This window comes from Cellulosimicrobium sp. So1_17 (genome assembly GCF_055181235.1).
The window spans coordinates 3074948-3089065 of record NZ_CM143702.1 but is presented as its reverse complement, the minus strand read 5'-3'; the positions used below and the strand labels follow the sequence as shown (position 1 = coordinate 3089065).

General features: G+C 73.3%; 13 protein-coding genes. 6 read left to right on the top strand and 7 right to left on the bottom strand.

All coding sequences use genetic code 11. The features are described 5' to 3' along the window. Positions 1-72: 72 nt before the first annotated feature. Positions 73-1185 (top strand): helix-turn-helix transcriptional regulator, encoded by a 1113-nt coding sequence (locus tag ACZCLJ_RS13585; RefSeq protein ID WP_463104087.1) that lies wholly within the window; start codon positions 73-75, stop codon positions 1183-1185. On the opposite strand, the gene ACZCLJ_RS13580 is transcribed toward ACZCLJ_RS13585, so the two are convergent. Genes ACZCLJ_RS13580 through ACZCLJ_RS13570 form a run of 3 tightly spaced genes read right to left on the bottom strand, consistent with a single transcriptional unit; the run spans position 1143 to position 4793 of the window. Then, positions 1143-2798 carry an MFS transporter gene (locus tag ACZCLJ_RS13580; RefSeq protein ID WP_463104086.1) on the bottom strand — a complete coding sequence of 552 codons (1656 nt, stop codon included), beginning with the start codon at positions 2796-2798 and terminating at the stop codon, positions 1143-1145. The genes ACZCLJ_RS13585 and ACZCLJ_RS13580 overlap by 43 nt on opposite strands. Beyond that, positions 2795-3841, bottom strand: coding sequence for a glutaminase A (gene glsA / locus ACZCLJ_RS13575; protein ID WP_463104085.1), 1047 nt, complete (start codon positions 3839-3841; stop codon positions 2795-2797). Before glsA ends, ACZCLJ_RS13580 begins: the two co-directional genes overlap by 4 nt. A gap of 43 nt (positions 3842-3884) precedes the next feature. Then, on the bottom strand, positions 3885-4793 hold the full coding sequence (locus tag ACZCLJ_RS13570; protein ID WP_463104084.1) for a hypothetical protein: 909 nt from the start codon (positions 4791-4793) through the stop codon (positions 3885-3887). Between the two features lie 152 nt (positions 4794-4945). On the opposite strand from ACZCLJ_RS13570, the gene ACZCLJ_RS13565 reads away from it, so the two are divergent. The 3 genes from ACZCLJ_RS13565 to ACZCLJ_RS13555 are packed head-to-tail and all read left to right on the top strand — an operon-like array spanning position 4946 to position 8370. After that, positions 4946-5632 carry a TetR/AcrR family transcriptional regulator gene (locus ACZCLJ_RS13565; RefSeq protein ID WP_251152903.1) on the top strand — a complete coding sequence of 229 codons (687 nt, stop codon included), beginning with the start codon at positions 4946-4948 and terminating at the stop codon, positions 5630-5632. A gap of 54 nt (positions 5633-5686) precedes the next feature. Next, positions 5687-6700, top strand: coding sequence for an ABC transporter ATP-binding protein (locus ACZCLJ_RS13560; RefSeq protein WP_463104083.1), 1014 nt, complete (start codon positions 5687-5689; stop codon positions 6698-6700). Continuing rightward, positions 6697-8370 carry an ABC transporter permease gene (locus ACZCLJ_RS13555; protein WP_463104082.1) on the top strand — a complete coding sequence of 558 codons (1674 nt, stop codon included), beginning with the start codon at positions 6697-6699 and terminating at the stop codon, positions 8368-8370. Before ACZCLJ_RS13560 ends, ACZCLJ_RS13555 begins: the two co-directional genes overlap by 4 nt. 20 nt (positions 8371-8390) lie before the next feature. Here ACZCLJ_RS13555 and ACZCLJ_RS13550 read toward each other — a convergent pair whose 3' ends face one another. From ACZCLJ_RS13550 to ACZCLJ_RS13535, 4 genes are all read right to left on the bottom strand, one after another. Further along, a complete protein-coding gene (locus ACZCLJ_RS13550; RefSeq protein ID WP_463104081.1) occupies positions 8391-9416 on the bottom strand; it encodes an NAD(P)H-binding protein in 1026 nt (341 codons plus the stop codon). A 148-nt stretch (positions 9417-9564) separates the two neighbouring features. Beyond that, positions 9565-10467: a helix-turn-helix transcriptional regulator gene (locus tag ACZCLJ_RS13545; protein WP_251152907.1), complete on the bottom strand. Its 903-nt coding sequence runs from the start codon at positions 10465-10467 to the stop codon at positions 9565-9567. A gap of 91 nt (positions 10468-10558) precedes the next feature. After that, a complete protein-coding gene (locus ACZCLJ_RS13540; protein WP_463104080.1) occupies positions 10559-11296 on the bottom strand; it encodes an SDR family oxidoreductase in 738 nt (245 codons plus the stop codon). Further along, entirely contained in the window at positions 11289-12053 is a 765-nt protein-coding gene (locus ACZCLJ_RS13535; RefSeq protein WP_463104079.1) for a flavodoxin, read from the bottom strand. The genes ACZCLJ_RS13540 and ACZCLJ_RS13535 overlap by 8 nt, the downstream gene beginning before the upstream one ends. 144 nt (positions 12054-12197) lie before the next feature. Here ACZCLJ_RS13535 and ACZCLJ_RS13530 point away from each other — a divergent pair, with 144 nt between their 5' ends. Both ACZCLJ_RS13530 and ACZCLJ_RS13525 read left to right on the top strand, forming a co-directional pair. Then, positions 12198-13091 (top strand): aldo/keto reductase, encoded by an 894-nt coding sequence (locus ACZCLJ_RS13530; RefSeq protein ID WP_463104078.1) that lies wholly within the window; start codon positions 12198-12200, stop codon positions 13089-13091. 2 nt (positions 13092-13093) lie between these two features. Continuing rightward, positions 13094-14110 carry an aldo/keto reductase gene (locus tag ACZCLJ_RS13525; protein WP_463104077.1) on the top strand — a complete coding sequence of 339 codons (1017 nt, stop codon included), beginning with the start codon at positions 13094-13096 and terminating at the stop codon, positions 14108-14110. Positions 14111-14118: the final 8 nt, after the last annotated feature.

Here is a 14118-nt window from a genome sequence, read left to right as displayed (position 1 = left end):
CCGTGCTTCGTACGACGAGCCTCCCGGTGCATCACGACACCCTGTGTCATGTATGTCCGTAGGATCTTTCCCGTGCGCGCCGATCGGTTGGTCTCGCTGGTGCTGCTGCTGCGCCAGCGCGGTCGGCTGTCCGCGACCACGCTGGCCCGCGAGCTGGAGGTGTCCACCCGCACCGTGCTGCGCGACATCGAGGCGCTGGCCGCGGCCGGCGTGCCGGTCTACTCCGAGCGCGGCCGCCACGGCGGGTTCGCGCTCCTGGCCGGCTTCCGGACGGAGCTGACCGGGCTGAGCCACGACGAGGCGCTCGCGGTGCTGACCGCCGGTTCGGTGCGCGGCGGTCGGCCGCTCGGCCTCGGGTCCGCACACGCCTCCGCCGTGCGCAAGGTGCTGGACGCCCTGCCCGAGGGGCACCGGGCGACGGCGAGCGACGCAGCCCGGCGCATCCTCGTCGACCCCGAGATGGACCTGCTCTCTCGCCGGCAGGCCACCGACGAGGTCCCCCGCCCGGTCATGGTCGCGGTGCGGCGGGCCGTGCTGGCCGGGCGCAGGCTGCGGATCCGCTACGGCCCGGTGGGCCGGACCGCGGCCTGGCGCACGGTGGACCCGATCGGACTGGTCACCGTGCGCGGCACCGGATACCTGCTCGCCACGACGTCGAGCGCGGACCGCACGTACCGGTTGTCCCGGATCGAGGCCGCGGAGGAGCTGGCCGAACCCGCGGACCGACCGGCCCAGGTCGACCTGGACCGCCTCTGGCAGGAGCGCAGCACCCAGTTCCGGACCGGGGGCGACCAGGTGACCGTCCTGGTCCGGGTGCACCCGGGGAGGCGCGAGGAGCTGGTGGACACCGCGCTGGCCGTCCTCGCCGAGGAGCTCGACGAGGACCGCTGGACACGGCTGGAGGTGACCTTTCAGGACGCACGGCACGCCGAGTGGGCCCTCTGGCAGCTCGGCACGGATGCGGAAGCCCTGTCCCCGGCGTCGTTGCGCGCCTCCCTCCGCGATCGGGCCGTCGCGATCGCCACCCGCTACGAGGACAGGCCCGGAGCACGGTCTCCGACGGGACCCCGCACCGGGCCGAGCCGCGCCTCCAGCAGGACCGAGGCGGCGCGGGTGCCGCCGGTACTGCCCGCCGCGTCCGTTCAGGTCTCGGGTGACGGGTCCGGGATCTCGCCCGGGCGGTAGCGCGGGAGGCGGCTCGCCGGGAGGATCGCCGTCGCGCTGATCCCCGCGAGGATGAGCAGACCGAGTCGCAGGGTGTCGAGACGCGCCTCCTCGTTGAGCGCCACGGCGGCGTCGACCTGGACCGCGTCCGCGTCGGTGCGGTCGAGCACCTCCTTGAGGTCGTCGTTGCTCACGAAGTTCACGCTGTCGAGGTCGACCTGTGCGACGAGCGTCGGCGGCAGCTCGGGGTGCTCGACGACGGCACGCCCCACGTTGATCCCGAGGATCGTCACGAGCAGCGCGCCGACCAGGGCGGTGCCGACCGCCGACGCGAGGTTCTGCGTGGTCCCGCGGATCGACCCGACGTCGCCCGCGAGGGTCTTGGGCACCGCCGTCACGAGGACGTTGAACACCAGGGTGACGAGCGCGCCCTGGCCCACCCCGAAGACGAAGAGCCCGAGGATGGTCGGGAAGGTCTCCCAGTTGTTGGTGACGACGAGCGCGAGCCACGCGAGCCCGACGGTCGTGAGGACGAAGCCGAAGACGCCGATGACCCGCGGCGAGAACCGCCCGTAGAAGCGCACGACGAGCGTCGCCGTGACGAACACCGTGAGGTTGAACGGCATCATCGCGAGGGCGGTGTCGAACGGTGTACGACCCTGCACGATCTGGATGTACAACGGCACGGTGAAGTTCAGCGCGGCCTCGAGCGCGACGACCACGAACATCGCGTAGACCGCGGCGCGCTCGCTCGGCGAGCCGAGCACGGTGAGGTCGACGAGCGGCGTCCGGCCTTGCGCGGCACGTCGCCTCGTCCACCAGAAGAACGTCTGGCCGAGCACGATGCCGACGACCACGAAGAGCGGCGCGGGCGAGGCGCCGGCGACGCTGAACGGCGCGTCGGGGGTCGCGGTGAGCAGGCCCCAGGAGTTGAGGTTGTTGAACCCGAGCGTGAGGAGGACGATCGCCGCGCCGATGAGCACCGCCGCGACGAGGTCGATCCGGATCCCGGGGTCGCCGCGGTCGGAGCGCAGGCGGAAGCTGAAGACGAACACGGTGATCGCGAGGGCGAGCACGATGCCGAACACCGGCCGCCACCCGACGAGCGTGCCGAGCGCGCCGCCGATGAAGAACGCGCTCACCCCGGAGATGGCCCGGGCGGACCCGAGCGAGCCGATCGCCGTCGCCTGCTGCGCGCCGTGGTAGTTCTCGGCGATGAGGGCCACGAGCGCGGGGACGATGATCGCGGCGGACGCCCCCGCGACGGCCTGCCCCGCGATCGCCCAGCCGACCGACGGCGAGAGGATCATGAGCACCGCGGAGCCTGCGAACGTCGCGACGACCACGCGGAAGACCGTGACCCACCCGATCCGCTGACCGAGCTTCGCGCCCGTCATGACGAGCGCGGCGACGGCGAGCCCGTAGACGACGATCGTCGAGCTGACGACCGTCGGGGGCACGCCGAACTCCTCGACCATCCCGCCCAGGGACACGGGGAGGGCCGCGACGTTGAAGGACATGAGGACCTGCGCGAGGAACAGGCCGACCATCGGGACCCAGGACCGCCGCTCCTCGGCCGCGGGCGGCGGAGCGGTCGACCCGTGCGCGGGACCGGCCGCGTCGTCGTGCGTCACGAGCCGCGCTCCGTTCGTTCGGGGACGTGGACCGAGGAGGCGAAGAGGTTGAGCCCGAGGGCGCGCGAGAGGTAGGCCGTCGCACGCTGCCCGCGCACGCTGTTGCCCGCGGGGTCGAGCGGCGGGGAGAACGTCCCGATCGCGCCCTTGCCCGGCGCGACCGCGACGATGCCGCCCGCGACGCCCGACTTCGCCGGGAGCCCGATCTCGAAGAGCCACTCCCCCGACCGCTCGTACAACCCGGTCGACGCGAGGACCGCGAGCGTGTCCCGGCACACCTGCGCGGAGACGACACGCTCGCCCGTGAGCGGGTTGACCCCGCCGTCTGCGAGCGTCGCGCCCATCACCGCGAGGTCCCGCGCGGTCACGCGCAGGGAGCACTGGCGCGTGTAGACGTCGACCACCTCGAGCGGGTCGGTCTCGATGCGCCCATAGCTCTCGAGCAGTCGTGCGATCGCCTTGTTGCGCATGTTCGTCGCGGACTCCGACCGGTACACGACACCGTCGAGCTCGAGCTGGCGGCCGGCGAAGCGCGACAGCCCGGTGCGGACGGTCTCCCACTGCTCGGCCGGCGAACCGCCGGGCACGAGCGCCGTCGTGGCCAGCGCACCGGCGTTGACCATGGGGTTCCGCGGGTGGCCGTCGTGCAGCTCGACAGCCATGACCGAGTCGAACGCGAGACCCGTGTTGTCCACGCCGACGCGCTCGAGCACGCGCTCGTGCCCGTACTCCTCGCACACGAGCGCGTAGACGAACGCCTTGGAGATCGACTGCACCGAGAACTCCACGTCGGCGTCGCCCACCGCGTGCACCGCCCCGCCCGACTCGGCGACGCACACCCCGAACCACGCCGGGTCCGCCTCGGCGAGGACCGGGATGTAGTCGGCGACCGTGCCGCCCGCGTGGTCGCGGTACCGCTCGTGCGCGGCGTGGACGAGCTCCTCGACGCGGTCCCAGCCCGGCAGCGAGCCGGTCGACACCTCCTGCTCGACGCCCTCGACGTCCGTGTCCACGTCCACCCCCGTCCGGTTGCGCGCGACCATCGCGATGGTTCCACGGACGAGAGGGCACGGCACGCGCAACGGGTCAGCCGAAGAGCTGCGCCACCTCGTGGTCCGCCACGACGAACAGCGCGGCGCTCGCGAGCTCGGTCGCCGGGCCTCTGTGCGCCGCGGTGGTGTCGCCGAGCCGGACGAGCACGACGACGCTCCCGGTGGCGTGCAGGATCGGCGTCCCGCTCCCGTCGTCGAGCACCGCGTACGAGTCCTCGTAGCCCGGCGGGGGTGCGACCTGCAGCGCCGCGTCGGCCGCGCCCGAGGCGTCGGCGAGCTCGCTCCCCGATCCGGCGACCCGGTCGTACGCCGCCACGATCTCGTCGGCCACCTCCTCGGAGCCCACCTCGACCACGACGAGGTCCGCCGCGACCTGCGGGCCCTGCCGCGACACCACGCGCACCGCGAAGCCCTGCACGCAGTCGTCGGCGACGCCCTGCGTCAGTGCCGGCACCTGCGGCAGGGCGTCGCACGCGACGTCCTGGCGGGCCGCGAGGGACAGAGGGTAGTCGTTCACCGTCCAGTCGTTGTCGCCGTAGAACTCCCACGACATCGGCGCGAGCGACGGTCCTGAGGCCGGGTCCATCTCCGCGCCCGTGCGGTACTCCTCCTCGAGCCAGGCCGGTTCCGCCTCCTCGGGCTCCGCGCGCTCGTCGGCAGTCTCGTCGTCCGTGACCTCCCCCTCGGCCGGACCGCCCGCCGCCGGATCGCCCGGCTCCTCGGCGCTCCGGCTCGGCTCGGGCTGGGCGACCGAGGACTCGGCCTGCGCGGGTCGTGGACCCGGGTCCGGGCCCCAGACGGCGGCGAGGATCGCGAGCCCGGCCCCCCACACGACCACGGCGCCGCCGCTCACGAGGCCGACGAACAGGCCGGTGCGCTCGCGGCGGACGGGAGGCGGGACGCGGTGCTCCACCTGGTGTGCGGCGTCGTGCGGGACGGTCACGGTCGCGGTGCCTCCGAGGCTCTCGTCGGCAGGCGGCTCCTGCCGACGGCCACGGTACGGGGGCCCGGCGTCCCCGGGAGCCGATCGTCCACAGGGATGCCGGCCCGACGTCCTCTCGACACGGGACTGAACACGCGGTTAGCATGCTGAACATGCGTTCAACGACGGACGACCGGCCGAGCGGGACGAGCTCCGACCTCACCACGCGCGCCCGGATCCGGGACGCCGCGGTCGAGCGGTTCGCGCGCGACGGGTTCGGCGCCCCGCTGCGTGCGGTCGCGACGGACGCCGGGGTGAGCGCGGCCCTCGTCGTCCACCACTTCGGGTCCAAGGACGGGCTGCGGGAGGCGTGCGACGAGCGCGTCCTCGAGCAGATCCGCACGGCGAAGTCGGAGGCGATCGTCCGGACGGACTCCGGCGCGTTCCTCCAGTACTTCGCCACGGCCGACCGCTACTCGACGGCCATGGGGTACGTGCTGCGCTCGCTGCTCGACGGCGGCCCGCTCGCCCGTGCGTTCGTCGCGCACATGATCGAGGACTCCGAGGAGTACGTCGGCACCGCGGTGGCCGCCGGTGTCGCCGTGGCGAGCCGCGACGAACGACGCCGCGCGCGCTACCTCACGCTGTCCGCCCTGGGCGCGATCCTCCTGTCGATCACGATCGACCCGCCCGAGGACCTCGGCGACGTGAGCGCCTCCATGCGCCGCATCTTCGACGAGATCACGCTCCCCGCCCTCGAGCTGTACACCGAGGGCTTCCTCACGTCCCGCCGCATGCTCGACGAGTACCTCCTCTACGTGGGCGACCCGCCCGCCGAGCCGGGCGCGCCGTCGGCCTGAGCCGGCACCGCGCGCCGTCCGACACGTGCTCCCACCGTCGCGAGAAGAGGAACCATGACCACCAGCACCCGGGCCGCCGAGGCCCCCGCCATCGAGACCCACGACCTGCGCAAGTCCTTCGGGACCGTCGCCGCCCTCGACGGGCTCGACCTCACGGTCCGGCCCGGCGAGGTCGCCGGGTTCCTCGGCCCCAACGGGGCCGGGAAGTCGACCGCCATCCGCGTCCTGCTCGGGCTCCTGCGCGCCGACTCCGGCTCGGTGCACCTGCTCGGCGGCGACCCGTGGCGCGACGCCGTCGCGCTGCACCGCCGGTTGGCGTACGTCCCCGGTGACGTCACGCTGTGGCCGAACCTCACGGGCGGCGAGGCGATCGACCTCCTCACGCGCCTGCGCGGCCGCGGTCGCAGCGAGAGCACCGCGCGCCGCCGCCGGGAGCTGCTCGAGCGCTTCGAGCTCGACCCGACGAAGAAGGCGCGCACGTACTCCAAGGGCAACCGGCAGAAGGTCGCGCTCGTCGCCGCCTTCCTGTCGGACGTCGACCTCCTCGTCCTCGACGAGCCGACCTCGGGCCTCGACCCGCTCATGGAGGCCGTGTTCACGGAGCACGTGCGCGAGGCCAAGGCCGCCGGCACGTCGGTGCTGCTGTCGAGCCACATCCTCTCCGAGGTGGAGAAGGTGTGCGACACCGTGACGATCATCCGCGCCGGGCGCGCGGTCGAGTCCGGCACCCTCGCGGAGCTGCGGCACCTGACCCGGTCCACGGTCACCGCCGTGGTCGACGGCGACCCGGCACCGCTCGCCGCGATGGACGGCGTCCACGACCTCGCCTCCACGCGGACCGACGCGGGGACGCGCGTCGGGTTCGACGTCGACGACGCGCAGGTGGGTCGCGTCCTGGCCGCCCTGAGCGCCCTCGGCGTGCACAGCCTCACCGCGGCCCCGCCGTCCCTCGAGGAGCTGTTCCTGCGCCACTACGGCGACGACGTCTCGGGCGACGGTCCCGAGAGCGCGTCCGACGGCGACGCACCCGGCCGCCACGGCGCGCGCAGCACGGCAGGTGCGCGATGACGACGACGCTGACGCGACCCGCGGCAGCGGGTCCCGTGGACCGCTCCACCGGCGGGACGACGCTCACCGGCACGTGGACCCTGGTCCGGTCGATCCTGCGGCGCGACCGGGTGCGCCTCGCGGTGTGGGCCGGGTCCGTCGTGCTGTTCTACGCCTACTTCACGTTCGCGCTCGACACGCTGTTCGCCGACCCCGCCGCCCAGCAGGCGCGCGCCACGGTCATGGAGACGCCGGCCGGCATCGTCATGGGCGGCCCGGGCTACGGCGTCGACCACTACACGACCGGTGTCGCGATGGCGAACGAGGGCATCACGTGGGTCGTGCTGGCGCTCGCGCTGTTCAGCATCCTGCACGTCGTGCGGCACACGCGCGCGGAGGAGGAGTCGAACCGCGCGGAGCTCGTCCGTGCGGCTCCCGTGGGCCGCCACGCGCCCGCCGTCGCGACGACGGTCACGCTCGTGGCCGCCCAGCTCGTCATCGCGACCCTGTCCGCGCTGACGATGGTCGGCACGGGCGGGCTCGCCGTCGTCGACTCGTTCGCGATGACCCTCGGGTCGGCGCTCAGCGCGATGGTCTTCGGCGCGGTCGCCCTGGTGCTGTGCCAGGTCACCGAGCACGGGCGCACCGCGACGGGTCTGAGCCTCGCGGTGTTCGGGGTCGCGTTCGTCGTCCGCGCCGCGGGCGACATGCGAGAGCTCGGCGGGAGCGCGCTGTCCTGGTTCTCGCCGATCGCGTGGGCGCAGCAGATGCGCGCGTTCGTCGACCTGCGCTGGTGGCCGGCGCTGCTGAGCGTGGTCGCGATCGCGCTCCTCCTGTGGCTCGCGGCCGTGCTCGCGTCGCACCGGGACTTCGGCGCCGGCCTGCTCGCGACGCGCGGGGGGCGGGCGACCGCGCGCGCCTCCCTGCGCGGTCCCGTGTCGCTGGCCTGGCTCCAGCAGCGCTCCGCCCTGCTGTGGTCGTGCATCGGGCTCGGCCTGATGTGGTTCGCGTCGGGCACGATGCTTCCCGACATCGACGAGATGGTCGGCGGGATCGCCCAGGACAACCCGACCGTCGCCGCGATCTTCGGCGCGGACCCCGACCAGTTCACCCTCGGGTTCCTCGGCGTGATGATGCTGTACGGGGCGCTGTGCTGCGCCGCGTACGCCGTCGTCATGGGGCTGCGGCCGAAGGCGGAGGAGTCGGCCGGGCGCGCCGAGGTCGTGCTCGCGCTGCCGGTGTCCCGCGCGCGCTGGCTCGGCGCGCAGCTCCTCGTCGCGGGCGTCGGCACGGCCGTCCTCCTCGCCGTGAGCGTCTACGCGGTGTGGCTCGGGGGCGTGGCGGTCGACGGCGGCGGCCCCGACCTGGGCGCCTACACGACCGTGCTCGTGGGCTACCTCCCGGCCGTGCTCGTGTACCTCGCGCTCACCGCGGCGCTCTACGCGTGGGTGCCGCGCGCGACCGGGGCCGGCTGGGCGCTGCTCGCCTACACGTTCGTGATCGGGATGTTCGGCGGGCTGATCGAGGACCTGCCCGACGCCGCGCTCTGGGTCTCCCCGTTCCACTGGGTCCCGACGGCGTTCAGCGAGGATCTCGACGTCGGCTACCTGCTCGGATTGTCCGCCGTCGTGGTCCTGCTGCTCGGCGCAGCCGTCGCGGGCTTCCGACGACGGGACGTCGCCTCGGCCTGAGCGCCACGTCCCGCTCGCCGTCAGACCTGCGCGTCGAGCGGGACGTGCAGCGCGAGGTGGTCCGACAACGCGGCGAGGAAGTCCGGTGCGTCGAATGCCGCCCCCGCGGAGGCGACGCCCGTCGTCCTGGTCCGGCCCGTCAGGATGCGCTCGACCGCCTCGACCGCGAGCGGCGCGGTGACGGCGTAGATGTCCCGGCCGCTCACCACCGCGCGCCGCTCGACCCCGCCGCTGCGCACCCGGGCGTCGACGACGAACGTCTGGTCGGAGCGCCCCTGCGCGTCGACCGCGACCGGGGCCGATGCGTCGGGGGCCGACAGGTCTGCCGCCGCGACGGCCGTCATGGAGGTGCGCACCACCGGGACGTCCAGGTGACTGGGCACCGTCACGACGTCGGCCATGGTGAACTCGCCGAGCACGGGCTGCGGGCCGAGCGGGGCGGGGAAGGCCCACTTCAGCGTCGGCAGCGGGTCGTCGTGGTACTCCAGCCGCCCTCCCGCGAAGCGGACGCGGCGTCCACCACGCCGACGGCCCGAGACCGCACCCGCGTCGAGCGTGCCCGCGGTGGGGTGCCAGCTGCTGAGCCCGTACGCGACGTGCACCTCGTCCGCGGCCTCCCAGTCACCCTTGGCCGTCGTGACGAGGAGGTCGCCGAGGCCGCCGAAGAACGCCATCGCAGGGACCACGAGCGCACCTGCGGCGCGCGTCCGGTCCCCGAAGCGGGCGAACGTGTCGACGTTCGCCTCGATCTCCGCCGCCACGTCGACGTACGGGATCACCGCGCGCAGCGCGGCCTCGATCAGCGGCGCCGCGGTCGTGGCGAACGGCCCGGCACAGTTGATCACGGCGGCCGCGCCGGCGAGGGCGCGGTCGAGGGAACCCGGGTCGTCCACCGACGCCTGTCGCGCCTCGAGGTCGGGCCGGTCCTGCACCATCGCCGCCAGCCGGTCCCCGCTGCGACCGAGGAGGAGCGGCCGGTACCCGCGCTCGCGCAGCTCGGCGACCACGAACCGTCCCGTGTGCCCGGTGGCGCCGAGCACGGCCACGACCGGACCCTGGCTGCTGTCTTCACGTGCGCGCTCATCGCCCATGACGGTGATCATGCCGTGCGAGGTCGTCCGAGCCCAGTGTCCGGACTGACACACATCGTCCATTTCCTGCCAGGCCTGCCGAGTCGCCGGAGCTGGGCGTCGCTCAGCGGGTTGCGCCCTCCGCGGTCGTGGTCAGCGCGGTCGCGGCCCAGGACGCGAGCAGCTTGAGGCCGTCGTCCGACGGCGATCCCGGCACCGCGGTGTAGACGTTGAGCTGGAGCCCCGTGTCGGCGGGCAGCACGAGCGCCTCGTAGTCGAGCTCGAGCGCACCGACGACGGGGTGGTGGAACGTCTTGGTGCCCGTGCGGTGCAGCCGCACGTCGTGCGAGGCCCACATCCGCCGGAAGTCCTCGCTGCGCGTGGACAGCTCGCCGACCAGGGCCGTGAGCTTCTTGTCGTACGGGTTCTTCCCGGCCTCGGCCCGCAGGATGGCGACGGCGTCGTGCGCGATCCGCTCGGAGCGCTCGCCCCAGAACTCGCGCGCCGCCCGCGGGTCGAGGAAGTGGAACCTCGCGCTGTTGACCGGCTGGTTCGCGACCTGCTCCGGCGAGTCGTACAGCGGCGCGTAGAGCGCCCGGCCCAGCCGGTTCGCCCCGAGCACGTCGAGGCGGCCGTTGCGGACGAAGGCGGGGGCACCCTCCATCGCGTCGAGGATCCTCTGGACGGCGGGCCGCAGGACGGGCGCCGGGGCCCGGCGTGCGCGGGACCGCGCCGCACCCGAGGCGTTCGCCGCCCGAGCGAGGTCGAAGAGGTGGACGCGCTCGGCGTCGTCGAGCTGGAGGGCCTCGCACAGCGCCTCGAGCACCTCCTCGGACGCGCCCGCGAGGTTGCCGCGCTCCAGGCGGGTGTAGTAGTCCACGCTCACGCCGGCGAGCATCGCGACCTCCTCGCGCCGCAGGCCGGGCACGCGACGGTTGCCGCCCCAGGCGGGCAGACCGGCGCGGTCCGGCGTGATGCGTGCGCGGCGGGACGCGAGGAACTCGCGGGTCTCGGCCTTCAGGTCCATGCCTCGACGGTACGTCCGGGCGCCGCGGCGTGGGAGGCACTGGTGTTACCCGGGAAGGGAGGCCCGTCGCCGCTCCCGCACCGAGAGGTCGCTATCCGAGCTGGTCTGCGGGACGCAGGAGGATCTCGTTGATCGCGAGGTGACGAGGGCGGGCGAGGACGAACGCGACCACCTCCGCGATCTCCTCGGGCTGGACGGTCGCGACGTCGTAGCCCTTCTGCACGGCTGCGCGCGTCGCCTCGTCGGTGATGTGGCTCGGCAGGTCGGTGTCGACCACGCCGGGCTCGATCAGGGTCACACGCACGTCGGGCAGGAGCTCCTGGCGCAACGACTCCGACCAGCCGTTGACGCCCCACTTCGTCGCGGCGTACACGCCGTTGGACGCCCGAGCGGCGCGCCCCGCCACGGACGAGATGTTGATCAGGTCGCCGCCGCCGTCCTTGAGCTGGTCGAGGAACACCTCCGTGGTGGTGATGGCACCGAGCAGGTTGACCTCGACCATCGCGCGGTAGTCGTCGTGGCGGTCGGAGGAGAACGGGCCCAGGAGCATCACTCCGGCGTTGTTGACGAGCACGTCGGTACCGCCGAGCTCCTCCCGGACGCGCCCGGCGGCCGCGACGAGCGCGCCCCTGTCGGTCACGTCAGCCGGGATCGCGATCGCGCCGCCGCCGATCTCCGCGGCGATGGCGTCGATGCGGTCGGCCCGGCGCGCCAGCAGCGCGACGCGGTAGCCGTCGGCCGCGAGCGCGCGAGCGGTCGCCGCGCCGATCCCGGACGACGCGCCGGTGATGACCGCGACGCGGCCCTGGTTCCCGGTGTTCTCACTCATCTGCTTCCCTCTCGTCCAGGAGGCCGACTGCGGTGAGCCAGTCCTCGAGCTCCGCACCCGCGTCCGCGACGGTCTCCCCGCGGACCGCCAGGCCGGCGCCCACGTCGGAGTCCGGCAGGGCGTCACGGTAGTCGTCGTCGATCCCGGCCATGCCGGAGACGGCGTAGGTGACGAACGGCAGGACGCTCTTGCCGCGCAGGTCGACGCCCTCGACGAACGTGGACATGATCATCGGCGCCCGGACGTTCCACACCGGGCTGCCGAGCAGCACGACGTCGTACCCCGCGACGTCCGGGAGATCCCCCGCGATCGCCGGCCGGGCGTCGGACTCCTGCTCCCGGACGTTGCGCTCGACCGTCGGGTCGTACGCCTCCGGGTAGGGGTCGGCCGCCTCGATCTCGTAGACGTCGCAGTCGACCCGGTCCGAGATCATCCCGGCCAGGACCGCCGTGTTGCCGACCTCGAGGTCCCGTCGGCCTCCCTCGTGGTAGTTCTCCCCGGCACGCGAGAAGTACACGAGCAGCACGCTCGCCGTGGGGTCTGCCGTCATCTCCGTGGTCTCCTCCGACTGCTGGGTGCCGTCCTGCGACGGGTCGCCGGGCACCGCGGTCGTCCTCGGCCCGGGTCGCGGGTCTCCGGCGCACCCGGCGGCGATCGTCGCCGCACCCGCGAGCGCGGCACGCAGCAGCGTCCGCCGGCTCGGTGCGGGCCCGCCCATCGTCCTGACCTCGGCGAGGTTCGCGTGCGTGATGTCCACCTCCCCGACGGTAGGACCGCAGCGCAGGACGTGGGAGGCCCTGGCAGTACCCCGCCCGTCCGGTCCTCCTCGCACCGCCGTCCTGAGGAGCGGGGTACCAGCAGGACCTCCCGTGCTCGGCTGACCGCGCCTACCGTCGAGAGCATGACCACGAACCCGGTACCCACGCTCACCCTGAACAACGGCGTCGAGATGCCCGCCCTGGGCTACGGCGTCTTCCAGACGCCGCCCGACGAGACGGTGACCGCGGTCGAGGCCGCGCTGTCCACCGGCTACCGGCACATCGACACCGCCGCCGCGTACGGCAACGAGGCAGGCGTCGGCGAGGCGATCCGCCGCTCCGGCCTGGACCGCTCCGACGTGTTCGTCGAGTCGAAGGTCTGGATCAGCGACTACGGCTACGACACCACGCTGCACGCGTTCGACAAGAGCTCCGGCAAGCTCGGCGTCGACCAGATCGACCTCTTCATCCTCCACCAGGCCCTGCCCTCCCGCTTCGACCTCACCATCGAGGCCTACAAGGCCCTGGAGACGCTGCTCGCCGACGGCAAGGTCCGCGCCATCGGCGTCAGCAACTTCATGCCCGAGCACGTCGACCGGCTCCTGGCCGAGACGTCCGTCGTGCCCGCCGTCAACCAGGTCGAGGTGCACCCGTACTTCCGCCAGCCCGACGTGCTCGCGACCGACGCCGCCCACGGCATCCTCACCCAGGCCTGGTCGCCGATCGGCGGCATCACGTTCTACCGCGACGGCGAGCACACCAGCACGCTGAAGGACCCGACGATCGTCGGCATCGGCGAGGCGCACGGCAAGAGCCCAGCCCAGGTGATGCTGCGCTGGCACCTGCAGCAGGGCCGCTCCGCCATCCCCAAGTCGGTCACGCCGCACCGCATCGCGGAGAACTTCGACGTCCTCGACTTCGAGCTCACCGACGACGAGATCGCCGCCGTCGACGCCCTCGACACCGGCGTGCGCGGCGGCCCGGAGCCCGAGGACATCACGCTCGAGACCTTCGGCCGCGACATCCCCGAGGCGTGAGCATGGACCTCCGACCGCTCGGACGCACCGGGGTGCAGGTCAGCCCGCTGACCCTCGGCGCCATGATGCTCGGCCCCTGGGGCAACGACGACCGGCAGGACGCGACCCGGATCGTCCACCGTGCCCTCGACGCCGGGATCAACGTCGTCGACACCGCCGACGTGTACTCCGCCGGCGTCTCCGAGGAGATCGTCGGCGAGGCGATCTCCGGGCGTCGGGACGACGTCTTCCTCGCGACGAAGTTCTTCATGCCGATGGGTGACGACCCGAACCACCGGGGCGGGTCCCGCCGGTGGATCATGCGGGCCGTCGAGGACTCGCTGCGGCGCCTCAGGACCGACCACCTCGACCTCTACCAGGTGCACCGGCCGTCGCCCGACACCGACGTGGAGGAGACGCTCGGCGCGCTCACCGACCTCGTGCGGCAGGGCAAGGTCCGGTACATCGGGTCGTCGTCGTACTCGGCGTCGCAGATCGTCGAGGCCCAGTGGGCGTCCAGGGAGCGGAACCTCGAGCGCTTCGTGACCGAGCAGCCGCCGTACTCGATCCTCGTGCGCGGCATCGAGGAGGACGTCCTGCCGACGGTCCTCCGGCACGGCATGGGCACCTTCACGTACAGCCCTCTCAGCGGCGGCTGGCTGTCGGGCCGGTGGCGCAAGGACTCCGCGTCCGCCCCGACCTCGAGCGCGCGGCCCAGCGCCCGCTTCGACATGAGCAGCCCCGCGAACCAGCGCAAGCTCGACGTCGTCGAGGACCTCGCCCGGCTCGCGGAGCAGGCGGGCATGACGCTCGTCGAGCTGGCGATCGCGTTCGTGGTCCGACACCCGGGCGTCACCTCCGCGATCGTCGGTCCGCGCACGACGGAGCAGCTCGAGTCGTACCTGCCGGCCCTCGACATCACGCTCGGCGACGACGTCCTCGACCGGATCGACGAGCTCGTCGCCCCCGGCGTCACCGTCAACCCGGACGACAACAGCTACGGCGCCCACGAGCTCACGCCGACCGCGCGGCGACGCTGACGCCCGGG